21 protein-coding genes are annotated in these 25392 nt (G+C 73.5%); 11 read left to right on the forward strand and 10 right to left on the reverse strand.

The window, feature by feature from the left end; translation table 11 throughout:
* Positions 1-125 precede the first annotated feature (125 nt).
* The gene (locus OG802_RS15830) at positions 126-1157 is read right to left on the reverse strand and encodes a WD40 repeat domain-containing protein (protein WP_329411151.1); all 1032 of its coding nucleotides are present in this window, start codon (positions 1155-1157) and stop codon (positions 126-128) included.
* A gap of 101 nt (positions 1158-1258) precedes the next feature.
* On the opposite strand from OG802_RS15830, the gene OG802_RS15835 reads away from it, so the two are divergent.
* The 3 genes from OG802_RS15835 to OG802_RS15845 all read left to right on the forward strand — a co-directional run bounded on the left by OG802_RS15835 (position 1259) and on the right by OG802_RS15845 (position 3731).
* The gene (locus tag OG802_RS15835; RefSeq protein ID WP_329411153.1) at positions 1259-1933 is read left to right on the forward strand and encodes an SGNH/GDSL hydrolase family protein; all 675 of its coding nucleotides are present in this window, start codon (positions 1259-1261) and stop codon (positions 1931-1933) included.
* Between the two features lie 117 nt (positions 1934-2050).
* Positions 2051-2638 carry a Uma2 family endonuclease gene (locus OG802_RS15840; RefSeq protein WP_329411155.1) on the forward strand — a complete coding sequence of 196 codons (588 nt, stop codon included), beginning with the start codon at positions 2051-2053 and terminating at the stop codon, positions 2636-2638.
* Positions 2639-2738: 100 nt separating this feature from the next.
* Positions 2739-3731 (forward strand): aldo/keto reductase, encoded by a 993-nt coding sequence (locus tag OG802_RS15845; protein WP_329411157.1) that lies wholly within the window; start codon positions 2739-2741, stop codon positions 3729-3731.
* Between the two features lie 172 nt (positions 3732-3903).
* Here the strand turns inward: OG802_RS15845 and thpR are convergent, their stop codons facing one another.
* From thpR to OG802_RS15860, 3 genes are all read right to left on the reverse strand, one after another.
* Positions 3904-4476: an RNA 2',3'-cyclic phosphodiesterase gene (gene thpR / locus OG802_RS15850; protein WP_329411159.1), complete on the reverse strand. Its 573-nt coding sequence runs from the start codon at positions 4474-4476 to the stop codon at positions 3904-3906.
* A 428-nt stretch (positions 4477-4904) separates the two neighbouring features.
* Positions 4905-6263 (reverse strand): MFS transporter, encoded by a 1359-nt coding sequence (locus OG802_RS15855; protein ID WP_329411161.1) that lies wholly within the window; start codon positions 6261-6263, stop codon positions 4905-4907.
* A gap of 24 nt (positions 6264-6287) precedes the next feature.
* Positions 6288-6725, reverse strand: coding sequence for a MarR family winged helix-turn-helix transcriptional regulator (locus tag OG802_RS15860; protein WP_329411162.1), 438 nt, complete (start codon positions 6723-6725; stop codon positions 6288-6290).
* 151 nt (positions 6726-6876) lie between these two features.
* On the opposite strand from OG802_RS15860, the gene OG802_RS15865 reads away from it, so the two are divergent.
* On the forward strand, positions 6877-7059 hold the full coding sequence (locus OG802_RS15865; RefSeq protein ID WP_329411164.1) for a ribbon-helix-helix protein, CopG family: 183 nt from the start codon (positions 6877-6879) through the stop codon (positions 7057-7059).
* A gap of 132 nt (positions 7060-7191) precedes the next feature.
* Here the strand turns inward: OG802_RS15865 and OG802_RS15870 are convergent, their stop codons facing one another.
* Positions 7192-8643, reverse strand: a complete 1452-nt coding sequence (locus OG802_RS15870; RefSeq protein WP_329411166.1) for an NCS2 family permease — start codon at positions 8641-8643, stop codon at positions 7192-7194.
* A 118-nt stretch (positions 8644-8761) separates the two neighbouring features.
* On the opposite strand from OG802_RS15870, the gene OG802_RS15875 reads away from it, so the two are divergent.
* Positions 8762-9064: a DUF2530 domain-containing protein gene (locus tag OG802_RS15875; RefSeq protein WP_329411168.1), complete on the forward strand. Its 303-nt coding sequence runs from the start codon at positions 8762-8764 to the stop codon at positions 9062-9064.
* Positions 9065-9337: 273 nt separating this feature from the next.
* The gene (locus OG802_RS15880; protein ID WP_329411170.1) at positions 9338-11728 is read left to right on the forward strand and encodes an HAD-IC family P-type ATPase; all 2391 of its coding nucleotides are present in this window, start codon (positions 9338-9340) and stop codon (positions 11726-11728) included.
* Positions 11729-11773: 45 nt separating this feature from the next.
* On the opposite strand, the gene OG802_RS15885 is transcribed toward OG802_RS15880, so the two are convergent.
* Entirely contained in the window at positions 11774-12487 is a 714-nt protein-coding gene (locus OG802_RS15885) for a hypothetical protein (protein ID WP_329411171.1), read from the reverse strand.
* A 336-nt stretch (positions 12488-12823) separates the two neighbouring features.
* Between OG802_RS15885 and OG802_RS15890 the strand changes: the two genes are divergently transcribed.
* Entirely contained in the window at positions 12824-14500 is a 1677-nt protein-coding gene (locus tag OG802_RS15890) for a M1 family metallopeptidase (RefSeq protein ID WP_329411173.1), read from the forward strand.
* A gap of 12 nt (positions 14501-14512) precedes the next feature.
* Here OG802_RS15890 and OG802_RS15895 read toward each other — a convergent pair whose 3' ends face one another.
* From OG802_RS15895 to OG802_RS15905, 3 genes are all read right to left on the reverse strand, one after another.
* Positions 14513-15445: a hypothetical protein gene (locus OG802_RS15895; RefSeq protein ID WP_329411174.1), complete on the reverse strand. Its 933-nt coding sequence runs from the start codon at positions 15443-15445 to the stop codon at positions 14513-14515.
* 250 nt (positions 15446-15695) lie between these two features.
* Positions 15696-18899, reverse strand: a complete 3204-nt coding sequence (locus OG802_RS15900) for a sacsin N-terminal ATP-binding-like domain-containing protein (RefSeq protein ID WP_329411176.1) — start codon at positions 18897-18899, stop codon at positions 15696-15698.
* A 954-nt stretch (positions 18900-19853) separates the two neighbouring features.
* The gene (locus OG802_RS15905; protein WP_329411178.1) at positions 19854-20816 is read right to left on the reverse strand and encodes a DUF3027 domain-containing protein; all 963 of its coding nucleotides are present in this window, start codon (positions 20814-20816) and stop codon (positions 19854-19856) included.
* A gap of 590 nt (positions 20817-21406) precedes the next feature.
* Here OG802_RS15905 and OG802_RS15910 point away from each other — a divergent pair.
* The 4 genes from OG802_RS15910 to OG802_RS15925 all read left to right on the forward strand — a co-directional run bounded on the left by OG802_RS15910 (position 21407) and on the right by OG802_RS15925 (position 24980).
* Entirely contained in the window at positions 21407-22840 is a 1434-nt protein-coding gene (locus OG802_RS15910; RefSeq protein WP_329411180.1) for an MFS transporter, read from the forward strand.
* A gap of 61 nt (positions 22841-22901) precedes the next feature.
* Positions 22902-23414: a DUF2771 domain-containing protein gene (locus tag OG802_RS15915; protein ID WP_329411182.1), complete on the forward strand. Its 513-nt coding sequence runs from the start codon at positions 22902-22904 to the stop codon at positions 23412-23414.
* A gap of 23 nt (positions 23415-23437) precedes the next feature.
* Positions 23438-24139 (forward strand): futalosine hydrolase, encoded by a 702-nt coding sequence (locus OG802_RS15920; RefSeq protein WP_443055252.1) that lies wholly within the window; start codon positions 23438-23440, stop codon positions 24137-24139.
* Positions 24126-24980 (forward strand): 1,4-dihydroxy-6-naphthoate synthase, encoded by an 855-nt coding sequence (locus OG802_RS15925; RefSeq protein WP_329411185.1) that lies wholly within the window; start codon positions 24126-24128, stop codon positions 24978-24980. Before OG802_RS15920 ends, OG802_RS15925 begins: the two co-directional genes overlap by 14 nt.
* A 16-nt stretch (positions 24981-24996) precedes the next feature.
* On the opposite strand, the gene OG802_RS15930 is transcribed toward OG802_RS15925, so the two are convergent.
* Positions 24997-25380, reverse strand: a complete 384-nt coding sequence (locus OG802_RS15930) for a cold-shock protein (RefSeq protein ID WP_329411186.1) — start codon at positions 25378-25380, stop codon at positions 24997-24999.
* Positions 25381-25392 lie beyond the last annotated feature (12 nt).

Here is a 25392-nt window from a genome sequence, read left to right on the forward strand (position 1 = left end):
GTCCCGGAACATATGGGAGCGCTCCCATATACCGCGCACCACCCAGGTAACTGACACACCATGACCACGTCAAGGAGTACGACAGCGGCGGCCCCGGAACGGGGGCCGCGCGCGGGCGGCGTGACTCAGCCGCGCCGCCGGAGCCGGCGGACGCCGAAGAAGGCGGCGCACACCGCCAGGAGGGCGAGCGCCCCGGCCTTGACCCCGCCCGTCGCGGAGGATCCGCCGTCCTTGCCGGAGGCGCTGGAACTCCCGCCGCCGGAGGAGGACTTGGCGCCGGACGAGGCGCCCTCGGGCGCGTCCTCGGCCACCACGGGGCTGTGGGAGCCCTCGCTGCCGTACAGGAGCGTGCGGCCGTCGGACGAGTAGGTGACGGACTCGCCCTGCCGTTGCAGCGGCACGTCCAGCCGCCCCTGGCGTTCGATCTTCCCGCCGTTCCAGGCGTAGGCGATGCCGCCGAAGTAGCCGCGGACGGCGAGCTGGGAGCCGTCCGGGGAGAAGGCGGCGTCGGTGGCCCACAGGTCGACGGCGGCGGTCGGGCGGAAGACGTTGGCCCCGGAGGCGGAGAGCTTCGCCGGGCCCTCGTAGAGGTGCCCGCCGTCCTCCTTCTTGTCGATGATGTAGACGCGCCCGGTCCTGGGGTGCACGAGCAGCGACTCGGCGTCGCGCGGGCCGTCGGAGTACTTCACGACGTACTGCGTCGCCTTCACCGTCCGGTCGACGAGCTTCTTCGGCTCGGGCAGCCGGTAGACCCACACGTACTTCCAGCCGCCGCCGAGGTTGTCGCCGATGTCGCCGACCCAGATCTGGTTGTCCGGGCCGATGGAGATCGCCTCGACGTCGCGGGGCGTGCCGATCCCGGTGAGGGTGAGCCGGGCGACGGTCTTCCCCGTGGCGCTGTCGACGGCGTAGAGGTAGGGGCCGTCGTCGCTGTCGTTGTGGGTCCAGTAGACGCCCGGGTGCTGCCGCGAGGCGGCCAGACCGCTGGACTCGGTGATGCGGGGGTCGTCGATGGTGAACCCCTTGTCGCCGTCGGCCGCGGACGCGGGGGACGCGGCGGGCCCCGCGAGCACGGCGAGGGCTCCGGCAAGGAGGGCCCCGGGCAGCAGGCCCGCGGACACGAGGGCTCCGGCTCGGACGGCGAAAGGTCGGCGCATGCCCCCAAGCCTGCCATCCCGCCCGGCGGTTCACCGGGCCGTGGCCGGTCTCACACGCCCCCGGCCGCGGTGATCGACTCCGGATCCCTCATCATGAGCGGATGCTCAGGTTCATGCCCGTAGGCGACTCGATGACGATCGGCAGCTCGGGCGAGCACACCTGGCGCTACCGGCTGTGGCAGCACCTGTGCACCGCGTACGGCGGACCGTTCACGTTCGTCGGTCCCCGCGAGGCGCTCCACGACAAGGCGACGGACAGCCCCACGTCGTACGCCTACGCGGAACCCGGCTTCCCGCGCGGCCACCTGGCCGGCTGGGGCGAGGGCTGGGCGCACATGACCCCGCTGATCGGCGAGGCGGTCCGCGAGACGCGGGCGGACGTCCTGCTGGTCTCGCTCGGCCTGATCGACCTGGGCTTCTACACCAACGCCGAGCAGACGGCGGAGAACGCGCGGGCCTTCGTCGCCGAGGCCCGCGCGGCCAATCCCCGGATCGCCATGGTGTGGCTGCCGGTCATCCACAACATCCGGGCCGCGAACGACGCGCCCTTCGCCGCCCAGGTCGCCCGCTTCAACGAACTCCTCGCGAAGACGGCCGCCGACCTGGACGACGCGGCCTCCCCGATCCTGCTGGCCTCGGTCCCGCCCACCTGGGACATCGACACCGACACCTACGACGGCACCCACCCCAACGCGAGCGGCGAACACCAGCTGGCGTCGGCCTTCGCGGAGGCGATGTACCAGGGGTGGGAACTGGGCGGGGAGTACGCGGTCTGAGGGGCGCTCGCCGCACGTGTCCCCAACATATGCGCAACGCCCCGCGTCCCGTCGCCGTCCGTATCGTTGTACCGCGCGGCGGCGCTCGAGCGGGCGCGGCCGGGGAGGAGCGCCAAGATGACCGTCCTCGAAGACAGGATCACGATGGCCGAGAGCGACAACACGATCACGCTCGACGAGATGTTCGAGCGGCTCGAGACGATGCCCGTCCCCGAGGGATACAAGGTCGAGATCGTCGAGGGGACCGTTTTCATGTCGCCGCAGCGGGACACCCACTGGCAGATCATCGCGGACATTTACGAGCAGCTGCGAACCAGGTATCCGCGCAAGCGCGTGAAGTCCGACGTGCGCATCGACTACCCGGGGCATCTGAACGGCTTCGCCACCGACGTGACGGTGATGACCGAGAGCGCCGCCAAGTCGGACGACGGCCGCTGGAGCCACGAGGACGTCGAGTTCGTCGCCGAGGTGATCTCCAAGGGCACCGCCGCCAACGACTACGGCCCCAAGATGACCGCCTACGCCACCGCCGAGGTACCGGTCTACCTGATCGCCGATCCCCACCAGCGCCGGTGCCACATCTACACCCAGCCCAAGAACGGCGAGTACGTCACCGAGACGAAGATCGACTTCGGCGACGACGTCGACCTCACCGGCACCGTCGTCGGCCTCATCCTCAAGACCGACGAGTTCCCCCGCGACTGACCCGTCCGCCCGCCTGCGGATCCCTTCGCGTGACCGGGCCACGGCCTCGCCCGCCCGCCCCCTTGCGTCGAGCGCACTCCAAGTCGTTGGCTTGTGCTCCATGAAGTACACGCAGCTCGGACGTACCGGACTCAAGGTCAGCCGCCTCGTCCTCGGCACCATGAACTTCGGCCCGCAGACCGACGAGAACGACAGCCACGCGATCATGGACGCGGCGCTCGGTGCGGGCATCAACTTCTTCGACACCGCGAACGTGTACGGCCAGGGCGAGAACAAGGGCCGTACCGAGAAGATCATCGGCAGCTGGTTCGCCAAGGGCGGCGGGCGGCGCGACAAGGTGGTCCTCGCCACCAAGGTGTACGGCAACATGGCCGCCGACGGCGACGCCTGGCCCAACCACGACAGGCTCTCCGCGCTGAACATCCGGCGGGCCGTCGACGCCAGCCTGAAGCGGCTCGGCACCGACCACATCGACGTGTACCAGTTCCACCACATCGACCGCGCCACTCCCTTCGAGGAGATCTGGCAGGCCGTCGACGTGCTGGTCCAGCAGGGCAAGATCCTCTACGCCGGGTCGTCCAACTTCCCCGGCTACAAGATCGCCCAGGCCAACGAGACCGCCGCCCGCCGCGGCGGCACCATCGGCCTCGTCAGCGAGCAGTGCCTGTACAACCTGGCCGAGCGGCGCGCCGAGATGGAGGTCGTCCCGGCCGCGCAGGAGTACGGCCTCGGGGTCATCCCCTGGTCGCCGCTGCACGGCGGGCTGCTGGGCGGCGTGCTCAAGAAGCAGGCCGAGAGCGGCCGCCGCGCCGACGGGCGGGCCGCCGCCGCCCTCGCCGACCCCGCGACCCGCGGGCGGATCCAGGCCTACGAGGACCTCCTCGACAAGCACGGGGTCGAGCCCGGCGAAGCGGCCCTGGCCTGGCTGCTCGCCCGGCCCGGCGTGACCGGCCCCATCGTCGGCCCGCGCACGGCAGGGCAACTCGACTCGGCGCTGCGCGCGGTCGAGCTGGAGCCGGGCGAGGAACTGCTCTCCGGCCTGGACGAGATCTTCCCCGGCCCGGGCCCGTCCCCGGAGGCCTTCGCCTGGTGACGCCGGGCCCTGGGCGCCCTGAGAGCAGGGGGTGGCCGGGGGGCGGTGTGACGGGGCGGTCGGGCGGTCGGTGCTATCTGCCGACCGCCGCCGTCACCGCCACCACCACGAACATCAGCACAAGGGCACCGGCCATGATCCGGTTGCGGGTCTTCGGGTCCACGCATCGAGACTAACCGGCCCCGCCGAGCGCCCAGCGCCCGACCGGCTCGTAACGGGGCTGCTCGCCCGGCACCCCGGACGCCGGCAGGCGGCTGCGCACCAGCACCAGCTCCCCCACCGTCCAGGTGCGGCCCTCGTAGGCCTCCAGCGCCTCGACGCAACGCCCCACGTCCACGGCGTCCCGGCTGCGGGCCAGCGTCAGGTGCGCCCTGTAGCGGCGGTGCCCGCCCATCTCCACGCCCGCCCTGCGGCCCGCCGCCTCCGCCCGGTCGGCCAGCAGCCGCAGCGCCGGGACGTCGCCGGCCGCCCCCGCCCACAGCGCCCGCCCGTGTCCGAACTGCCCGCCGCCGCGCACCGCCAGCGGGAAGGGGGCGCCTCGGTGCGCGGCCCGCTCCAGGCGCGCCGACAGCTCCGGGAGGAGGGCGTCGTCGACCTCGCCGTAGAAGGCGAGTGTGAAGTGCCAGCCGGACCGATCCGTCCAGCGCAGCGCGTCCGCGCCCGGCAGTGCGCGCAACCCGGCTGCCGCCGCGTCGAGTTCGTCGACGATGTCGTCCGGGGGGAGCACGGCCGCGAAGAGTCTCATGTCCCCGATTGTCCCGGCCGGGGACGACCGCGCGCCCGCCGTGGCGGAGGTCATGCGGTGGCAGGAGGCATGCGGTGACAGAGGTCATGCGGTGACGGACGCCATACCGGTGACGACGCCATACCGGTGACGGATGCCATGCCGGTGACGGATGTCATGCGGTGCGCGGGTCTGCGGACGGGTGGGGCCCGGAGGGCCGCACGGGCCCTGTGCCGGAGAAGCCGGGCGCGACCGCACGGGCCCTGTGCCGGAGAAGCCGGGCGCGACCGCACGGGCCCTGTGCCGGAGAAGCCGGGCGCGACCGCACGGGCCCTGTGCCGGAGAAGCCGGGCGCGACCGCACGGGCCCTGTGCCGAAGGGGGCCGCCGGACACGCCACCGGCCCGGAGGGTGCCGTGGGGGCGTCCTCCGGGCCGGTGGTGTGGCCGGTCAGGCCACGGTGGCCAGCTCCCGTTCCTCGCGCGGCACGAACCGCACGCGCGGGTGGCCGTGGTGCCAGCCCACCGCCAGCCGCAGGTTGCCCATCCGGGCCAGGACCAGGCCGACGGTGACGGCTGCCGCGGCCGAGACCGCGCCGCCCGCCGCCATGCCCGCCCGCACGCCGTACGCGTCGGTGACCCAGCCGGCGATCGGCGCGCCGATCGGGGCCCCGCCCATGAACACCATCATGTAGAGGGCCATCACCCGGCCCCGCATGGCCGGGTCGGTGCCCAACTGGACACTGCTGTTGGCGGTGACGTTGACCGTCATGCCGAACATCCCGATCGGGGCCATGAGCAGGGCGAACAGCCACAGCGAGGGGGCCGCGGAGGCGACGATCTCCATCGTGCCGAAGGCCACCGCACCCGCGACCAGCACCCGCATCCGGGCCGTGCCGCGCCGGGCGGCGAGCAGGGCGCCCGCCAGCGAGCCCACGGCCATCAGCGTGTTGAAGAGGCTGTAGGAGCCGGCTCCCGCGTGGAAGACGTCGTCGGCGAAGGCCGAGAGGTAGACGGGGAAGTTGAACCCGAAGGTGCTGACGAACCCGACGAGGACGATGGTCCAGATCAGGTCGGGGCGGCCGGCGACGTACTGGAGGCCCTCCCGCAGCTGCCCCCTGCCGCGCGGGGCCCGCTCGACGGCGTGCAGCTCGCGCGAGCGCATCAGCAGCAGCCCGGCGAGGGGCGCCACGAAGGACAGTCCGTTGAAGAGGAACGCCCAGCCGGTTCCGACGCCGGTGATCATCACGCCGGCCACGGCGGGGCCGATCAGCCGGGCCGACTGGAAGTTCGCCGAGTTGAGGCTGACCGCGTTCTGCAGCTGGTCGGGGCCGACCATCTCGGAGACGAACGCCTGCCGGGCCGGGTTGTCCAGCACGGTCGCGAGGCCGACGGCGAAGGCGGCGACGTAGACGTGCCAGACCTGGACGTGGCCGGAGAGGCTGAGGACGGCGAGGGCGATGCCGGTGAGGGCCATCGCGGACTGGGTGAACAGCAGCGTGCGGCGCTTGGGCAGGCGGTCGACGAGGACGCCGCCGTAGAGGCCGAAGAGCAGCATCGGCAGGAACTGCAGGGCGGTCGTGACGCCGACGGCGGTGGCGGAGCCGGTGAGGCTGAGCACCAGCCAGTCCTGCGCGATGCGCTGCATCCAGGTGCCGATGTTCGAGACGACCTGGCCCAGGAAGAACAGGCGGTAGTTCCTGACCCGCAGGGAGGCGAACATCGTCGGCCTGCGGGCGGGTGGGGGGACGGACGGGGTGTCGTGGGTGGCCGGTGCGGGTGCGGAGTCTGCTCCGGGTCCCGTACTCAACAGGTTCGCCTCCTCGGGGACGGTCTACAGGTGTGCGAGCTTCTCCAGCACGGGGGCGGCGGCGCGCAGTTTCGCCCACTCGTCCTCGTCGAGGCCGTCGACCAGGGTCGCCAGGAAGGCGTTCCGCTTGGCGCGGCTCTCCGCGAGCATGGTCTCGGCCTGCTCGGTCTTGGTGACGACCTTCTGGCGGCGGTCCTCGGGGTGCGGCTCCAGCCGGACCAGACCCTTGGCCTCCAGCAGCGCCACGATGCGCGTCATCGACGGGGGCTGCACGTGCTCCTTGCGGGCCAGTTCGCCGGGCGTGGCGCTGCCGCAGAGGGAGAGGGTGCCGAGCACCGACATCTCGGTCGGGCTCAGCGACTCGTCGACCCGCTGGTGCTTGAGCCGGCGGGACAGCCGCATCACGGCGGAGCGGAGGGAGTTCACGGCGGCTACGTCGTCGCCATGGGAGAGGTCAGGCATCTCTTTAGGGTAACTCATTACTCTGGCTAAACAAGCCGGGGCACGGCGGGATTCCCGTGACGCTGGACACGGAAACCCCGCCATCACTCGAACGGGTGAGTCGGCAGCGGAAAGTGACCGCGGTGCGCTACATGCCCGCGACCCTCGTCTCATGGGGACCAGTGTGCTCAGCCTGCGGATAGACGGGGAGCTGCTCGAACGGCTCCGGCAGCATGCCGCCAAACGGGGGATGAGCGTCCAGGACTATGTCGTCCAGACGCTCATCCGTGACGACTTCGACGAGCGCTTCAAGACCGCGGTCGACGAGACGGGGAAGTTCTACGGGGCCACCTGAGGCCGCCCCCGGCCCGTCCGCCGCTCGCGCGACGGCAACGGACCAGGGACGGAGACCGGGGACCAGAGGCCGGCCACCGGGAGTCGGGGACCGGGGACCGGGGACCGGAGACCGGGACTCAGGGGGCGGGGCTCAGGTCAGGCCGAGGGCCGGCATCAGGTAGTAGAAGACGAAGACGGCGGCGACGACGTACATCGGCGCCGGCACCTCCCGGCCGCGGCCGGCCACCAGACGCAGCAGGACGAAGGCGATGAAGCCCATCCCGATGCCGTTGGTGATCGAGTAGGTGAACGGCATCATCACCATGGTGATGAAGGCCGGGATGGCGATGGTGTGGTCGGCCCAGTCGATCTCCTTGACCGAGCCGGACAGGATCAGGAAGCCCACCGCGAGCAGTGCGGGGGTGGCGGCCTGGGACGGGACCATCGTGGCCACGGGGGTCAGGAACAGCGCGACGGCGAACAGCGCGCCGGTGACGAGGTTCGCGAACCCGGTGCGGGCGCCCTCGCCGACGCCGGCCGTGGACTCCACGAACGCGGTGGTGGCGGAGGACGAGCTGGCGCCGCCGGCGGCGACCGCGAGGCCGTCGACGAAGAGGACCTTGTTGATGCCGGGCATCTCGCCCTGGGCGTTGGTCAGCTTGGCCTCGTCGCTGACGCCCATGATCGTGCCCATCGCGTCGAAGAAGCACGACAGCAGGACGGTGAAGACGAACAGGACGCCGGTCAGCACGCCCACCTTGCCGAAGCCGCCGAACAGGCTGACCTCGCCGATCAGCCCGAAGTCGGGGGTGGCGACGGGGTTGCCGGGCCACTCGGGAGTGGTCAGACCCCAGGAGGGCACGGTCGCGACCGCGTTGATGACCAGCGCGAGGACGGTCATCGCGACGATCGAGATCAGGATCGCGCCGGGCACCTTGCGGGTGATGAGGGCCAGCGTGAGCAGCGCGCCCAGGACGAAGACGAGGACCGGCCAGCCGTTCAGGTGACCGTCGGCGCCGAGCTGGAGCGGGACGGTGGTGTGGGCGGCGTCGGGGATGCGGCTGACGAAGCCGGAGTCGACGAGCCCGATCAGCATGATGAACAGGCCGATGCCGATGCTGATCGCCTTGCGCAGCCCGAAGGGCACCGCGTTCATCACGCGCTCACGCAGACCGGTCGCGACCAGGAGCATGACCACCAGACCGGCGAGCACCACCATGCCCATGGCGTCCGGCCAGGACATCCGGGGCGCGAGCTGGAGCGCGACCACGGAGTTCACGCCCAGGCCGGCGGCCAGCGCGATGGGCACGTTGCCGATGACGCCCATGAGGAGGGTGGTGAAGGCCGCCGTCACACACGTCGCGGTGACCAGCTGGCCGGAGTCCAGGTGATGGCCGTACATGTCCTCGGCGCTGCTGAGGATGATCGGGTTCAGCACGATGATGTACGCCATCGCGAAGAACGTGGCGAAACCGCCGCGAACCTCCCTGGACAGCGTGCTGCCCCGCTCGGAGATCTTGAAGTAGCGATCGAGGGGGCCGTGGGCGGACCTGGCTCCCGGCTCGTCAGAGGGGGGAATCTTGGCGGGGGCCGAGGTGGGCATGTTTTTGTCGGTTCCTACGAAGAGAAGTGGTCAGCGGCAAACTGTTTCAGTATGAACATATGACGCCGGGATCGGCCATCTCCGCGCGTAGACGTGACCACCTCGTAAGCTGTCCCCCATGGCGAAGTGGACACCCCAGCACGAGGCGCCGGAGCCCCTGGAGGGGCCCGTCGTCGCCACCATCACCGGCGGCACGATCCTCTGGTTCGTCCTCTTCCTCGTCCAGCTCCCCTTCTACGGCTGGTTCGACGACCGCGGACGCGCCTGGTGGGTGTGGACCTGCCTCGCCGGCGCCGGCCTCGGCCTGATCGGCATCTGGTACGTCCGCAAGCGGGACGCGGCGATCAAGCGGGCGACCGCGGGCACGGACCCCGACGGCGCGACCGCGGACCCGAACGGGGAGACGACGGCGGCGGAGTAACCCGCCAGGCGGCGTCGGAGCGCCCGCGCGGCGCGGCCCCCAGGGGCGTTCGCGACCGGGCAGCCCCCAGGGGCGTTCGCGACCGGGCAGCCCCCAGGGGCGTTCGCGACCGGGCAGTCCCAGGGCCTTCGCGACCGGGCAGCCCTGCACGGACAGCAGCGCCGCAAGCGTCTGCAATCGTCTGCAACCGTCGTAGCATTCCGGTCCTCCCCAGGTCGGATCTTCGGGGCCTTCAGGGGGTGAAGCCCCAAAACCGCACGTACCGTCGATTCCATGGCCCACACCGACGCCCCCGCCCTCGCGCCGACGGCGAGAGGTCTGACCGCCGCGGAGGTCGCGGACCGCGTCGCGCGCGGTCAGGTCAACGACGTGCCCGCGCGCAGCAGCCGTTCCCTGGGCGAGATCGTCCGGGCGAACGTCTTCACCCGGTTCAACGCGATCATCGGCGTCCTGTGGCTGGTCATGCTCGCCGTGGCGCCCATCCAGGACAGCCTGTTCGGCTTCGTGATCCTCGCCAACACCGGCATCGGCATCGTCCAGGAGTGGCGGGCGAAGCAGACCCTCGACTCCCTCGCGGTCGTCGGCGAGGCCCGTCCCACCGTCCGGCGCGACGGCGCACCCGTCCAGGTGACCACCTCCGAACTCGTCCTGGACGACCTGATCGAGATCGGGCCCGGCGACAAGATCGCCGTGGACGGGGTGTGCGTGGAGGCCGACGGCCTGGAGATCGACGAGTCGCTGCTCACCGGCGAGGCGGATCCCGTCGTCAAACCGGCGGGCGACCAGGTCATGTCGGGCAGCTTCGTGGTGGCCGGCGGGGGCGCCTTCCGGGCCACCAAGGTCGGCCGCGAGGCCTACGCCGCCCAGCTCGCCGAGGAGGCCTCCCGCTTCACCCTCGTCCACTCCGAGCTGCGCTCCGGCATCTCGACGATCCTCAAGTACGTCACGTGGATGATGGTCCCGGCCGCGATCGGCCTCGTCGTCACGCAGCTGTTCGTCAAGAACAACGGCTTCCGGGACTCGGTCGCCCGCACCATCGGCGGCATCATCCCGATGGTCCCCGAGGGGCTCGTCCTGCTCACCTCGGTCGCCTTCGCGATCGGCGTCGTCCGGCTCGGCCGCAAGCAGTGCCTGGTGCAGGAACTCCCGGCCATCGAGGGCCTCGCCCGCGTCGACACCGTCTGCCTGGACAAGACCGGCACCCTCACCGAGGGCGGCATGGACGTCACCGCGCTGCACACCCTCGGCGACGCCGACGAGGGCTACGTACGGCAGGTGCTCGGGGCGCTCGGGGAGTCCGACCCGCGGCCCAACGCCTCCCTCCAGGCCGTCATCGACGCCTTCCCGCCCGCCGACGGCTGGCGCTGCACCGAGTCCCTGCCGTTCTCCTCGGCCCGCAAGTACAGCGGCGCCGCCTTCAACGAGCGCGCCGACGGCGGCGCCGGCGGGAGCGAGGGCGGGAGCAGCACCTGGCTGCTGGGGGCGCCCGACGTGCTCCTGGACGACGACGATCCCGCCCTCGCCGAGACGGAACGGCTCAACGAGCAGGGGCTGCGCGTGCTGCTGCTGGCCCGCGCCGCACACGAACTCGACGACCCCGAGCCCGCCCGCGGAGCCCGGCCGGTCGCGCTGGTGGTGCTCGAACAGCGGCTGCGGCCCGACGCCGGGGACACGCTGCGCTACTTCGCCGAGCAGCGGGTCCGGGCGAAGGTCGTCTCCGGCGACAACGCGGTGTCGGTGGGAGCGGTGGCCGCCAAGCTGGGCCTGGACGGCGCCGCCGTGGACGCCCGCCGGCTGCCCGCGGACCCGGAGGGCATGGCGCGGGCGCTGGACGAGGGCACGGTGTTCGGCCGGGTCACCCCGCAGCAGAAGCGGGACATGGTGGGGGCTCTCCAGTCCCGCGGGCACACCGTCGCGATGACCGGGGACGGCGTCAACGACGTCCTCGCGCTGAAGGACGCCGACATCGGCGTGGCGATGGGGTCGGGCTCCGAGGCCACCCGGGCGGTCGCGCAGATCGTGCTGCTGGACAACAGCTTCGCGACCCTGCCGTCGGTGGTGGCGGAGGGCCGGCGGGTCATCGGCAACATCACGCGGGTGGCGACCCTCTTCCTGGTGAAGACGGTCTACTCGGTGCTGCTGGCCCTGCTGGTGGTGTGCTGGCAGGTCGAGTACCCCTTCCTGCCGAGGCACCTGACGATGCTGTCCACGCTCACCATCGGCATCCCGGCCTTCTTCCTCGCCCTCGCCCCCAACACCGAGCGGGCCCGCCCGCACTTCGTGCGACGCGTAATGCGGTACTCCGTCCCCGGCGGGGTGATCGCGGGCGTCGCCACCTTCGTCACCTATCTGCTGGCCCGCCACCACTACACCGGCGAGGGCTCACTGGAGGCGGAGACGAGCGCGGCCACCCTCACGCTGTTCCTGGCGTCGATGTGGGTGCTGGCGATCATCGCCCGCCCCTACACCTGGTGGCGGGTGCTGCTGGTGGCCTCGATGGGCGGAGCGTTCCTGCTGGTCCTCGCGGTCCCGTGGCTCCAGCACTTCTTCGCGCTGAAGCTGATCGGGCTGACGATGCCGTGGATCGCGGTGGGCGTGGCGGCGGTGGCGTCGGTCGCCCTGGAGTTCACCTGGCGCTGGGTCGACCACCGCTTCCCGGCCTGACGCCCGCCCCCTCCCGGCCGCCGCTTCCCGCCCTGTCGCCGCGGCTCACTTCACGTCGACGAGCACGGGTGCGGTGACGTAGCCCGAGGTCGTGGTGCTTCCCCAGCGGTAGAAACGGTAGAAGCCGTCGGCGGGGGGCTTGTGGGCGACGGCCACGGTGCCGGAGGCGCTGGTCGTGATCCGTGCGACCACGCCGAAGTTGCGGGTGCCCTTCTTCCGGAACTCCAGAGGGACCGGTTGAGCCGGGTACCCGGTGTACCCGCCCCTGTCCCAGTCGGCGCGGCTGAACTTCCCCGCGATGAGCACGGTCTGCCCCTTCCGCACCGACCTCGGGCGGACCAAGATCGTGATCTTGGATCGCCGCAGCAGGTACGCGAAGCCCAGATCTCCCTGCCACGTCGTTCGTCCGACTCCAGCGGCGTTCCTGACGACGATGAGGCCGCCCTCCTTCCACGTGCCGGTCTGGCTGTTCTTCAGGTCCGTGTGGCCGGCGGAAGGGGTGGGCCGGAACTGCATCATGGCGACGCAGCGCAGGAGCGTCGCGGAGGCCGCGGTGCACACGCCCGGGTGGTCGCCGCGGATGATCTCGGACCGCGCGCCGAGGGTCTCACCCCGGTAGAACAGCGGCCGGGTCTCGATGGAACTCGCCGAAAGCCCGGCGGGCTTGGTCACGAGGTAGGTCGTCCGGGCGGTGACCATCGCCTTGTCACCGACCGTCACACCGACCGTGAAATTACCGTTGATCATCAGACGCGACATGGCGACACCGGGCGCGGCCGCGGGGACGGCTGGCGCGGCCTGAGCGGCAGGGCCGCCGAGGACGGAGAGCGGGGGAGACCGTGGAAAGGACGAGAGTGCCGGTGGACGCTGCCACAAGTGCCCGTGTGCGCATGTGCGTTCCCCAGGTCGAGAAAGGCGTCTCGGGACCTGTTGGCCCATCAGGTCGGATCGGCGACGGCCACGGTTGGTTGTACGGCAGAAGGTAAAGAAGGAACGCCTCCGCCCGGCGGCTCTCCTCGACCGCGGTACGCCAGCAGCGTCGGCGACGGCTCAAGTCCCTTGCGCAGAGGCGCTGTTGTGGCAGTATCGACTGGCATGTCACCGTCAGTCGTATGGCCGTCGTCGTCCGGGCCCCGCCGACGTCTGCTCGTGTGCGTCGCGCTGCTCGCCGTGCTGGCGGCGCTCGGCGGCGGGGCGGGCGAGGCCGGTGCGGCGTCCGGCCCGGCGGCGGGGGTCGCGGGAGCCGGGGCGGGGGGCGCGGGAGCCGGGGCGGGGGCGGGACCCGGGGCCGGGGCGGGAGCCGGGGCCGAGGCGGGAGCCGGGGCCGAGGCGGGAGCCGGGGCCGAGGCGGGAGCCGGGGCCGAGGCGGGAACCGGGGCCGAGGCGGGAACCGGGACCGGGGCGGGAACCGGGACCGGGGCGGGAACCGGGACCGGGGCGGGAGCCGCGGGCACCGGGGCCGGGGCGGGACCCGGGGCCGAGGCGGGAGCCGGGGCCGAGGCGGGGGCGGCGACGCCCGAGCGTGCCCGCTACGACGTGTCCCTGCGCTCGGACGCCGACGGCGGGCACTGGTCCGGACGGGAGCGGGTGTCGTTCCGCAACGCCTCCTCCGCCCCGCTGCGCGAGGTGTACCTGCGGCTGTGGGGCAACGGCGAGGACGGGTGCGGCACGCCCGGCGGGCCCGCCTCCCCCGTCGTCGTGTCGCACGTCGCCGGCGGCACGCCGGAACCCCCGACCGTGGACTGCACGGCCCTGCGCGTCGTACTGCCCGAGCCGCTCGCGCACGGCGAGCGGACGTCCGTCGCCTTCGACGTGTCCGTCGCCGTGCCCGACCGCAACGCCCGCTTCGGCCGTGAGGGCGCGACCCGCTTCCTCGGCAACGCGCTGCCGGTCCTCGCCGTGCACGACGCGAAGGGGTGGCACCTCGACCCCTATGTGGCGCTCGGCGAGAGCTTCTACGCCCTGGCCGGCGACTTCCGGGTCCGGCTGGACCATCCGACGGCCCTGAAGGTGCCCGCGACCGGCCGCACCCGCACCCTGCCCGGCGGCCCCGGCCGCACCGTCACCCTCAGCGTCGCCGACCGGGTGCGGGACTTCGCGTGGGCCGCGGGCCCGTTCCGCACGGCGGCCGAGACCACGCCCGGAGGCGTGCTCGTCCGGTCGTACTGGGCGTCCGGCACCCCCGACGAGGGCGTGCGGCTGACCCGCGCGGACGCCGTCGCCTCGGTCGACCGGTTCGGCGAGGAGTTCGGCCGCTACCCGTACGGCGAACTCGACGTCGTGATGACGCCGGAGTTCGGCGGCGGCATGGAATACCCCGGTCTCGTCCTCATCGGCACCACCGAGGAGGGCGGCGCCGTCGTCCACGAGGTGGCGCACCAGTGGTGGTACGGGATCGTCGGCAACGACGAGTACGACGCACCGTGGCTGGACGAGAGCTTCGCCCAGTACGCCAACGCCCGCTTCCAGGGCTGGGACATGCGCGACTGCTGGTCGGACGTCTACTGGCCCGACGACGGCGCCGAGCTGACCGCCTCGATGGCGTACTGGTCGCAGCACCGCAACGAGTACCACCTCGTGTACACGGCCGGGCCCTGCGCCCTCGCCGACCTCGAGAACACCCTCGGCGCCGGCACGATGGCCCGCCTGCTCAGGCAGTACGCCCGCGACCACCGCTACGGCGTCTCCACCACCGAGGACTTCGTCCGGGCCGCCCAGTCCCTGACGGACGTCGACCTCGGCCCCTTCTGGAAGGCCCACCACATCCGGTGACGACCCGTCACCTCACCGGACGTCGACGAAGTCACCCGCGGAGCCGACCGCGGGGACCGTCGCGTTGCCCGCGAACGTGAAGCGGTAGTAGCCGTCCACCGAGGCCGTGACCGTGGTCTTCAGACCGCCGCCGGCGCTGGACTTGACGGTCTTGACGGTGCTGTACGCGCTGCTGCCCTTCTTGCGGAACTCCAGCTTCACCGGCTGGGCGGCGACCCCGCCGTACAGACCGGTGTCCCAGTTGGCGCGCGCCAGCTTGCCGGTGACGGTGATCTTCTTCCCCTTCTTCACCGGCTCGGGGGCGGCGTCGACCGTCATCCGGGGCGAGCGCTGGAGCTGGACGGAGGCCAGCGCGTCGCCCTCGGTGTACCCGACCCTGCTCCAGTCGACGTCGTCGGCTCTGGGGTCGACGTCGTTCCAGTCGATGACGTACCCGGCCGCCTTCCAGACCGAGGCGTCGACGTTGTCCAACTGCTCGGACGGGGCGATGTCGATGGTTCCGGCGCAGGAGGCGACCGTGGCGCCGGCGGCGGTGCAGCCCGGCGCGTAGTCGCCGATCAGCGTCTTGACCGGGTGGGCGAACGACGCGCCGCGGTACAGGACCAGGTCCAGCTGGACGTCCTCCGCGCCGAGGTCGACGCCCGCGCCGTGCGTGATCGTGAACGTGACCGGCACGCTGACCCGGCCACCGGTTCCGGCCGCGATCGGCCGCCCCTTGTTGACCTTGACGCTGCCGAACGTGACGTCCAGCGGATACGGAACGCCGCCGGCGGGGCTCGCACCGGTGAAGGCGCTCTTGCCGGCGAGGGCCGTGTGCAGGGCCTCCAACGCGCCGACGGGATGCCGCGACCCGCCCCCGGCGGCCTGCGCGGCCGGAACGACGACGGCGGACAGAGCCACGGCGCCGGCGACGGCGACGGTGACCACGGTGGCGCGTGTACGCATGCGTTCCCCCTGGAGGCAGGGACCCGAACGTTTCCTTCGCACGGCTCGCGAGACGTCCGGCGCCCAAGTGAATCGTGGAGTCTTCTGACCCGGTTGCTCAGATGGCCGTCGCGGACGGATGGTTGTGCGAAGGGGAAGATCAACTGAAGGAGCCGTCCACCGACGGCGACCGACCGCGCCGCCCGGACGAGCGCCGCCCGGCAGGACCGGGCGGCAGGACCGGGCGGCAGGACGGGCGGCGCCCTCCCGCTCAGTCGAACCAGCGGTCCCTGGCCAGTTCGGCTGTGCGGGACGGGTCCTCGAGGAGGGCTGCTACCTCGAAGCGGCGGGGCCACTGGCGGGCAGCCCAGGCGAGGCCGGCCGCCACGCCCTCCAGGGTGGACGCGTGCAGGACGCCGTCGGCGGTCAGGCGCCAGTCGATCTCCACGCCGTCGACGACGAGTTCGTCGTGCTCGACGTAGGTGGCGGGCGTCCGCGGGCCGAGAAGGACGCGCACCGGCTCCGGGACGTCGTGTTCGGCGCCCTCGGAGTCGACCTCGCCGGTCACGGACTCGCTCAGCCGCCGCACCTGGAACAGCTCGGCGAGTTCGGCCGCCCGGGAGGGGCGCACCGGGAGCAGCGGGACGCCCCGGGTGAAGGGGAGCAGGTCGGGGGAGTCGACGACCACCGCGTCGGCGGCGTCCACGACCTCGACGTGCCCGTCGACGACGGCCCGCAGCTCGTCCGGCAGGGTCACCTGCTCGGGGTCCAGCTCGGCCAGCGCGCCGTACAGGCCGTGCAGTTGAGCCGCGCCGACGGTGCGTTCGGGGTCGGCGAGGCGGTCCAGCAGTTCGGCCGCGCCGCCGGGCTCGTCGAGGAGGGCCGCGACCGAGGTGCGCACGCCGAGGGCGCGCAGCACCTGTTCGTCGTCGAAGCCGGTGGCGTCGGCCTCGTCGTAGAGGCCGTGCAGCAGCGGGTCGCCGCCGGCCGCGAGCAGACCGGCCGGGCGGCGGCCGTCGAGGACCGGGTTCCCGCGCAGCCACCAGGCGGTGTAGGGCCGTACCAGCTCGTGGGTGCCGTCGGGCAGGAGGACGCGGACGGGCTGGGTGATCGCGTCGCGCAGCGGCGGCCGGGCCAGCATCGCGAGGGCCTGCGGCCAGCGGTCCTCGTCGACGAGGTCGAGGTCGCGCACGGCGACCAGCTCGGTGGCGACGGGGGGCACGGGGCTGTCGGGGAAGCGGTCGAGGATGTCCTCGCACCACACGTCCACCGCGTCCAGCAGCCCGGCGTCGTCGGGCTCGGCGAAGTCGCCGTCGCGCGGCTCCAGTTCGTCCGGGTCGAGGACGACGTCCGTGGCCCGCACCAGCGCGAACCCGGCGAGCACCCCGCAGGCGGCGAGCGGCTGCTCCCCCCACTTGTCCGCCAACTCCGCGTCGACGAAAGCGAGTTCGTCCTCACGGATGACGGAGGCGAACGGACTGCCGGACAGGACCAGTTCACCTGCGGGGACGAGTTCGCCGTCCTCGTCCGGCAGCGCCAGAGCGCCCAGCCACGGCTCGTCCCCGGGCTCCAGACCCGCGTCGCGGACCAGCGCGAGCACCGTGTCGGCCAGCTCCTCGGCGTCCGGCGCGCCCTCGTCGTCCCAGGCCCCGCCGTCGTCGTCCAGGGAGGCCGCCACCGCGGCCCGCACCTGCGGGGTGGTCAGGATCGCGCGCGGGGTGGCGGGCAGCGCGCCGAGCTTCTCCAGCAGGGGATGCGCGGCGTCCGGGTGGGCCACCTTGAGGCCGAGCCGGGCGAGGACCTCCGCGTCGAGCGCGGCCGCGTCCGGCGTCGGCAGCAGCACCTGGCGCGGGCCGACGGCGGTCCGCCGCCCCCCGCCGAAGGAGGCGGAGGCGTCGCCGGCCAGCGGCACCGGCAGCCCGGTCAGCCGGTCCGGGTCGACCCCGGCCAGGCTGTCGTAGAGCCGGTACCACCACTGCGGGTCCTTCTCCAGACCGGCCAGCCGGTCGACGACGTCCGCGAGCGGGATCCGGGCGACGCCCAGCGTGCGCAGCTCGGCGCGCCGCTCCAGCCCGGCGGGCAGCAGCGTGGGCAGCACCTCCGCCAGCACCCGCACCGTGTCGGCGCCCGCGCCCTCGACGACCTCGGCGTCCCGGGGGCGCAGGGCCTCGGCGAGCCCGACGGCGGCCTCACCGCGGCCCTCACCGTCGTCACCGCCGTCGGGCGCCTCCTCGGGCACGGGCGGGACGGCGGGCGGCAGGAAGGCGGTGCGCGGCAGCAGCTCCAGGACGGCCCGGCGCAGCGCCCCGTCCAGCTCCCCCTTGCCCAGCGGACCGGGCACCAGGTCGATGATCCCGGCGCCCACCGGCCGCCAGCCGGCGAGGAGTCCGGCGTACACGTCCGCGGCGCGGCGCACCAGATGGTCGGTCAGCGGGCCGGGGGCCGCGTGCCGGCGGGTGGTGTCGAGCGGGAAGGAGGCGATGAGCAGGGCGGGGACGCCCAGGGGCTCGTCGCTCGGGGTGGGCGCGTGGACGACGGGCGTGGTGCGCGGCGGGACCGGCGCGCCGTCGTCGTCGACGGGCACGGCCCAGGTCACCGACCAGTGGGGCCGCAGCCGTTCCTCCACGGGCCGGTCGGCCAGCAGGTCCGGGGTGAGGTCGCCGTGGGCGGAGGCGGTCCGCCAGCGGGTCGTGCCCTGTTCGCTGTCCGAGACGACGGTGTGGGCGCCGTCGACGGAGCGCCGCAGGGTGCGGGCGGCGCCGTCGCCGATCTCGATCACGACCTCCTCCAGGCCCGGCAGGGCGAGGAGGAGGGCGTCGTCGACGGCGGCGAGGAGACGCTCGGCGAGGTCGGCGGCGGCGGTGTCGCGCAGCGGGAGGATGACGGCCGTGTCGTACGGGTCGGGGGCGGTGCCCTGGGCGGCGAACGGGAGCCGCAGCAGGGGCACATGGCCGTCGCGCCGCCGGATCTCGTCCCCGAGGCCGGGGCTGTGCCGGGCGGTCTCGGAGGCGAGCGCGCGGGCCTCGGCCAGGTCCCAGCGGACGCCGCCGTGACGGCCGACGACGGCCGGTTCGTCGGTGACGGCGAGCACGGCCGCGAACCCGACGCCGAACCGTCCGACGGCGACGCCCGGCTGCTGTGCCTCACGCTTGGCGGAGGCCCGCAGCGTGGCCAGCGACTCCACGCCGGCCGCGTCCAGCGGCGCGCCGGTGTTCGCCGCGACCAGGACGCCGTCCCGCAGGGTGAGCCGCAGCCGCCCCGGCACCCCGCCCCTGGCGGCCGCGTCGGCCGCGTTCTGCGCGAGCTCGACGACGAGCCGGTCCCGGTACCCGCCGAGGACCAGGTCCTCCTCGGCGTTGGCGTCCTCCCGGAAACGGGCCGCGCTGGTGGCCCAGGCGTCCAGGACCCCGCGGCGCAGACGCGCCGTGCCGAAGGGATCCGCGCCCTCGGGCGCCGGCCGCACGAACTTGCTCACGTTGGCTCTCCTCGTCGACGGGAGTCGACGGTACCGCGAGATCTTCCCCGCTCCCGCCGCCCCCTGCCACCGTCACGCCCTCACCCCCTGCGGGGGCCCCTGCCGTCTCCCCGCCGCCGCCCCCGCGGAACCGCTCCGGAGGGAGCGGTGGCCGCAGAACCGGCCGGGAAGGTCCAGGGGCCGGGGAACCGGCTGGGAGAGACCCCGGGCCGCGAACCGGCCGGGAAGACCCAGGGGCGCGAACCGGCCGGGAAGACCCAGGGGCGCGAACCGGCCGGGAAGACCCAGGGGCGCGAACCGGCCGGGAAGGCCCAGGGGCGGGACGACGGGAGAGACGCGGGGCCGCACCGGCCGGGAAAGGCTCGGGAGCCGGACGACCGGGAGAGGCCGGGACCGGCGGGCCGGGCGGGGGCCGGGGGCCGGACGACCGCGAGAGCAGCCCCGGACCGGCGGGCCGGTGGCCCGGTGCTGGCCCAGTAGCCCGGTGGCCGGGTGGCCCCGGTGGCCCGGTGCTGGCCCAGTAACTCGGCGACCGGGCAGCCCGGCAGTGGACCGGCGACCCAGTGGCCCGGCAGTGGACCGGCGACCCAGTGGCCCGGCGTTGGACCGGCGGCCCAGTGGCCCGGTGCCGGCCCAGAAGCCCGGCGACTCAGTAGCCCGGTGCTGGGCCCAGAAGCCCGGCGACTCAGTAGCCCCGTGCTGGCCCAGTAACCCTGCGGCCCGGCGGTGGACCGGTAGCCCGGCGACCCAGTGGCCCGGTGCCGGCCCAGAAGAAGCCCGGCGACTCTCAGTAGCCCGGTGCTGGCCCAGTAACCCTGCGGCCCGGCGGTGGAACGGCGGCCCGGCGACCCAGTGGACCGGCGGCCCGGTAGCCCAGCGGCCCGGCGGTGGACCGGTAGCCCGGCGACCCAGTGGCCCGGTGCCGGCCCGAGTGCTCCCGCGGCCGCCCCGCCGCTAGGAGTGGCCGAGTTCTGCCGTGTCCTCGTCCGGGACGGCCGGGACCGAGCCCGAGTCCGGTGCCGGGCGCAGCGGGAACGGGTCGACGCGGGTCTCGTCGATCACCGGCGGGGCCGGCCGCGGTGTCTTGGGCATGACCGCGGCCTCCGAGTGGCCGCCGCAGCCGTAGGCCAGGGAGACCACCCGGCCGTCCGCCGGGGAGAACTCGTTGGCGCACACGCCGAAGGCCTGGCCCAGCGAGCCGCCGATCGGGGTGAGGAAACCGCAGCTCACGCAGGAGGCGGGCGCGGCCTGCGCCATGGGCGTCTTGGCGCCGAAGCCCTCTTCCCAGCGGTCGGCGGCGGTGTGCAGGCCGTAACGGGACAGCACCCGGGCCCTGCGCAGGCCCAGTTCCTCCGCGACGGCGGCGATCGTGCCGCGGCGCGGGGCCGCGGGCAGGGCCGCCGGCGGGGCCGCCGTCACCTCCGCGTCCTCCGCCTCCACCAGCTCGGCCATCTCCTCGGAGAGAGGCGAGTTCGGCGTCGGGTCGTCCGCGTCGAAGTAGCCCGGCTGGAGGCGCGGGTCGTCCTCGCCGGTGTACCCCGGCTCCAGACGGAGATCCTCCGCGTCCGTGGGGAGCAGGTCGCCCGGGCCCATGTCGCCGGGGCGCAGCCGCTCGCTCCACGGGACCCACTCCGGCGCGAGCACCGCGTCCGGGCCGGGCAGCAGGACCACCTCGTCCAGGGTGACGGTCTTGGCGCGGGAGGCCCGTGCCACGGTCGCCGCCCAGCGCCAGCCCCGGTAGCCCGGTTCCTTGCACTCGAAGTAGTGGGTGACCACACGGTCGCCCTCGGAGACGACGCCCGCGTGCTCGCCGACCACGCCGGGCGCGGCAGCCTCCTCGGCTGCGGCGCGGGCGAGGTCGACGGCCTCGGCGCACAGGCGGTCGGGGGTGCGGCTTCGCGTGGTCGCTGCGCTCACAGGTATCGCTTCTCTCCTACGCCGTCTCTCGGTGCGCCTGCCTGAAGGCGGCGGGTGCGGACGGAGCGGACCACTGGACCGCGTCGACGTCCGCGCCCGATCGCGCTCGGGCGCACCTGCTGTCATCCATTCTGCGGGATGTCCGGGAGGCGCGCGGCCGAGAACGATCGCCACGGCGCGCTACGCACGCTACCTGCTCCCGGACGCTCGGCCTACACCGACGGGACGTTTCCCTCACTTCGAAACCCCCCGACCGCCCCACGGCGCCCCTTTTCTCCGGCACCGGAACGGCCTTCCCGGCGCCCGGGAACACCCCGAACACCCCGAACACGCCCTCCACCCCCGTCACCGCGCAGCCGAGGCCGCACCGGCCCATCACCGCGGGCCTCCCGCGCTCCTCCCCCACGCTCCCGTACTCGCCGCCGGCCGGCCGCGCTCACCCCGGCCGCCCGCAGCCCGCCTGCGCCCGTCCGGCGGCGCCGTGGAATCGTGGGGCGGGCATGGCCGGGCCCGCCGGGCACGCCGACGATCACACGGCCATACGCGCGGTAACCGCACTATGCACGGCGTTTCCGGGGCACTATGACGGGGTGGCAGCCGCAAGGACACCCCAGGGCGCCACCGGCATCGGTGCGGCGAAGGGGAACAAGGGGAGGAGCCAGGTGAGCGGTTCGGGCCGGATGAGCGGGTCCGTCCGCGCGGTCGGACGCGCCCTGAACCTCCCGTTCACCGGCGCCGCCCGCGGCATCAGGAAGATCACCCACGCGCACGGCGCCGGCGAGTCCGGCCTCGGCAAGCTGATCGAGCTGCACGGCGTGAACGGCGCCGGCGACGTCATGATCACCGTCGCGCTCGCCTCGACCGTCTTCTTCTCCGTGCCCACCGACGAGGCCCGCGGCCGCGTCGCGCTCTACCTCGCCATCACCATGGCCCCCTTCACCGTCCTCGCCCCCGTCATCGGCCCGCTGCTCGACCGGCTCCCGCACGGCCGGCGCGCCGCCATGGCCGGGGCCATGCTGGCGCGGGCCCTGCTCGCGCTGGTGCTGTCCGGGGCCGTCGCCACCGGCAGCATCGAGCTGTACCCGGCGGCGCTGGGCGTGCTCGTCTCCTCCAAGGCCTACGGCGTCGTCAGAAGCGCCGTCGTGCCCCGTCTGCTGCCGCCCGGGTTCTCCCTGGTCAAGGCCAACTCACGGGTCACCCTCGGCGGCCTCCTCGCCACCGGCGTCGCCGCGCCCGTCGGCGCCGGACTCCAGGCCCTCGGCCCCCGCTACCCGCTCTACGGCGCCTTCCTGATCTTCGTGGCCGGGACGTTCCTGTCGTTCTCCCTGCCCCGCAAGGTCGACTCCGCCAAGGGCGAGGACGTGGCCCTCCTCGCCGCCGACGAGCAGCACCTGCACGGCCCCCACCGCCATCCCGTCAAACGCCCCGGCCTGCGCACGGTCGGCATCGCCGTCACCCACGCCCTCGGCGCCAACGCCGCCCTGCGCTGGCTGTCCGGGTTCCTCACGTTCTTCCTCGCGTTCCTGCTGCGCGAGCACCCCCTCACCGGACAGAGCGCGGCCGTGTCGCTGGGCATGGTCGCCGTCTCCGCGGGCCTCGGCAACGCGCTGGGGACGGCCGTCGGGGCCTGGCTGCGCTCCAAGGCCCCGGAACTGATCATCGTGACGGTCGTCGCCGTCGTGCTGGGCGCCGTGCTCGTGGCCGCCGTGTTCTTCGGCGCGTTCCTCGTGGCCTGCCTCGCCGCCGTCGCCGGGTTCTCCCAGGCCCTCGCCAAGCTGTCCCTGGACGCGCTGATCCAGCGCGACGTGCCGGAACTCGTGCGCACCTCGGCGTTCGCCCGCTCCGAGACCCTCCTCCAGGTGTGCTGGGTGTTCGGCGGCGCGGTCGGCATCGTCATGCCGCTCAACGGATCGCTGGGCCTGTCCGTGGCCGCCGCCGTCGTCGCGCTGGGCTGGCTCGCCACCGTCCGCGGACTGCTCTCCTCGGTGCGCCACGGGAGCGGCGCCAAGCCCCGCGTGGCGTAACACACAGCCGCGCCGCCCCCCGCGTAAAGAGACCACCCGGCGTGCCCGATAGCCTTCGGCCATGACCACGATGCCCCGCGGCGGAGCCGCTGATGTCCTCGGCGTGGTGCGACGCCGCCGTGCCGTCGCCGCCGCCGGCGCCGTATGTGCCGGACTGCTCGTCCTGTCGGCCTGCGACAAGCCGACCCCCCTGTCCACGATCACCGTCGGCCGCGACTCGGTCAGCTCCGAGGCCACCTGCGGTGGCGAGGGCGAGACCCTGAAGGCCGCCGAGCTGACCAAGTGCCTCGGCGACAAGGACATCAAGTCCATCAGCGTCGACCCCGACGAGACCGTCCGCTTCGGCGTCGACCCCGACGTCGCCGACAAGCGCTGGACGATCCTGATGAACGGTCAGCCGCTCACCGAGGACAGCGACAAGACCTACCGCACCATCCCGGGCAGCGTGTTCTTCAACGCGCAGTACGGCGCCCAGGGCAACTCCACGCTCGTCACCATCAAGGCCGGCGACGGCAAGAAGCAGAGCCAGGCGGCGACCGGCCTGTGGTCCTTCAAGCTCAAGAAGGACGACTGACCACGTCCCGCCCCCGCGTCCTCGTGGCCACCGCGGTCCCCGCCGAACGGGACGCGGTGGCACGGGCGTGGCCGTCCGGGCCCGCCCCGCGCGCCCTGCTGCCCGGCCTGACGCTGCACCGCGCCGGCGAGGGCTGCGACCTCCTCGCCGCCGGCGTCGGCCCCGCCCTGGCCGCCGCGTCCGTCTCCGCCGCCCTCACCGCCGCCGCCCTGCGCGGCGCGCCCTACGGCCTCGTCGTGTCGGCGGGCATCGCCGGCGGTTTCGCGCCCGACGCGCCCGTGGGCTCCCTCGTCGTCGCCGACGAGATCACCGCGGCCGACCTGGGCGCCGAGACCGCCGACGGCTTCCTGCCGGTCACCGAGCTGGGCTTCGGCGCCGTCACCCACCGTCCCCCCGCCCTGCTCGTCCATGAGACCGCGGCCGTCACCGGCGCCCGGACCGGGGTCGTCCTGACCGTGTCGACGGTCACCGGCACCGCCGCCCGGGCCGCCGCCCTGCGCGCCCGCCACCCGCGGGCGCTGGCCGAGGCGATGGAGGGCTTCGGCGTCGCCGAGGCGGCCGCCGCGCACGGCACGCCCGTGCTGGAGATCCGCGCGGTCTCCAACCCCGTCGGCCCGCGCGACCGCGCCGCCTGGCGCATCGGCGAGGCGCTCGGCGCGCTCACCGGGGCCTTCGGGAAGCTCGCACCCGTCCTGGAGAGTTGGAAGGCACATGACCACGACTGAGCCGGCGCTGCACATCGCGTACTCGCCCTGCCCCAACGACACCTTCGTCTTCGACGCCCTCGCGCACGGCCGCGTGCCGGGCGCGCCCGCGCTCGACGTGACGTTCGCGGACATCGACGTCACCAACGGCATGGCCGAGCGCGGCGAATTGGACGTGCTGAAGGTGTCGTACGCCGTGCTGCCGTACGTCCTCGACGAGTACGCGCTGCTGCCCTGCGGGGGCGCGCTGGGCCGCGGCTGCGGGCCGCTGGTCCTCACCCGCGAGCCGGGGGCCGACCTCACCGGCCGCACCGTCGCCGTGCCGAGCGAGCGCTCCACCGCCTACCTGCTGTTCCGGCTGTGGGCGGCGGAGACGGTGCCCGGCGGGGTCGGCGAGATCGTCGTCATGCCGTTCCACGAGATCATGCCGGCCGTGCGGGACGGCAAGGTCGACGCGGGGCTCGTCATCCACGAGGCCCGCTTCACCTACGGCGGCTACGGACTGCACAGGCTCGCGGACATGGGCGAGCACTGGGAGTCCACGACCGGCCTGCCCATCCCGCTCGGCGCGATCATCGCCAAGCGTTCGCTGGGGGCGGCCGCGCTGACCCGGCTGGCCGACGCGGTCCGCGCCTCCGTACGGGCCGCCTGGGACGCCCCCGAGGTCTCCCGCCCGTACGTGATGGAACACGCCCAGGAGATGGACCCGGCCGTCGCCGACCAGCACATCGGCCTGTACGTCAACGAGTTCACGGCGGAGCTGGGCGAGGAAGGCCGCGCGGCGGTCCGCGGCCTGCTCACCCGCGCGGCGGCCGAGGGTCTGCTGCCGCCCCTCGGCCCCGGCGCACTCGACTTCCCGTGACCGCCGTCGGCGGCGCTCAGACGTCCAGCTGGTCGGCGACCGCGCGCAGCAGGCCGGCGATCTTCTTGCCGGAGGTCTTCTCCGGGTAGCGGCCCTTCTCCAGCATCGGCGTGATGTTCTCGAGGAGGGTCGTCAGGTCCTGGACGATGGAGGCCAGTTCGTCGGGCTTTCTGCGCTGTGCGGCGGCGACCGACGGGGTCGGGTCGAGGATGACGACGGAGAGCGCCTGGTCGCCGCGCTGCCCGGCGACGACGCCGAACTCCACTCGCTGGCCCGGCTTCAGTGCCTCGACTCCGGCGGGGAGGACCGAGGAATGCACGAAGACGTCACCGCCGTCGTCGCGGGAGAGAAAGCCGAAGCCCTTCTCGACGTTGAACCACTTGACTTTGCCGGTAGGCACGTCTGTCCTCGT

It is taken from the genome of Streptomyces sp. NBC_00704 (assembly GCF_036226605.1).
Lineage (GTDB): Bacteria > Actinomycetota > Actinomycetes > Streptomycetales > Streptomycetaceae > Streptomyces.

What these genes read in the sequence shown, in the direction of transcription:
- OG802_RS15885 (WP_329411171.1), bottom strand. Translation starts at nt 12,487, where the DNA reads ATGTCGCGTCTGATGATCAACGGTAATTTCACGGTCGGTGTGACGGTC.
- OG802_RS15865 (WP_329411164.1), top strand. Translation starts at nt 6,877, where the DNA reads ATGGGGACCAGTGTGCTCAGCCTGCGGATAGACGGGGAGCTGCTCGAA.
- OG802_RS15890 (WP_329411173.1), top strand. Translation starts at nt 12,824, where the DNA reads ATGTCACCGTCAGTCGTATGGCCGTCGTCGTCCGGGCCCCGCCGACGT.
- OG802_RS15880 (WP_329411170.1), top strand. Translation starts at nt 9,338, where the DNA reads ATGGCCCACACCGACGCCCCCGCCCTCGCGCCGACGGCGAGAGGTCTG.
- OG802_RS15925 (WP_329411185.1), top strand. Translation starts at nt 24,126, where the DNA reads ATGACCACGACTGAGCCGGCGCTGCACATCGCGTACTCGCCCTGCCCC.
- OG802_RS15870 (WP_329411166.1), bottom strand. Translation starts at nt 8,643, where the DNA reads ATGCCCACCTCGGCCCCCGCCAAGATTCCCCCCTCTGACGAGCCGGGA.
- OG802_RS15875 (WP_329411168.1), top strand. Translation starts at nt 8,762, where the DNA reads ATGGCGAAGTGGACACCCCAGCACGAGGCGCCGGAGCCCCTGGAGGGG.
- OG802_RS15830 (WP_329411151.1), bottom strand. Translation starts at nt 1,157, where the DNA reads ATGCGCCGACCTTTCGCCGTCCGAGCCGGAGCCCTCGTGTCCGCGGGC.
- OG802_RS15895 (WP_329411174.1), bottom strand. Translation starts at nt 15,445, where the DNA reads ATGCGTACACGCGCCACCGTGGTCACCGTCGCCGTCGCCGGCGCCGTG.
- OG802_RS15840 (WP_329411155.1), top strand. Translation starts at nt 2,051, where the DNA reads ATGACCGTCCTCGAAGACAGGATCACGATGGCCGAGAGCGACAACACG.
- OG802_RS15915 (WP_329411182.1), top strand. Translation starts at nt 22,902, where the DNA reads ATGACCACGATGCCCCGCGGCGGAGCCGCTGATGTCCTCGGCGTGGTG.
- OG802_RS15835 (WP_329411153.1), top strand. Translation starts at nt 1,259, where the DNA reads ATGCTCAGGTTCATGCCCGTAGGCGACTCGATGACGATCGGCAGCTCG.
- OG802_RS15845 (WP_329411157.1), top strand. Translation starts at nt 2,739, where the DNA reads ATGAAGTACACGCAGCTCGGACGTACCGGACTCAAGGTCAGCCGCCTC.
- thpR (WP_329411159.1), bottom strand. Translation starts at nt 4,476, where the DNA reads ATGAGACTCTTCGCGGCCGTGCTCCCCCCGGACGACATCGTCGACGAA.
- OG802_RS15860 (WP_329411162.1), bottom strand. Translation starts at nt 6,725, where the DNA reads ATGCCTGACCTCTCCCATGGCGACGACGTAGCCGCCGTGAACTCCCTC.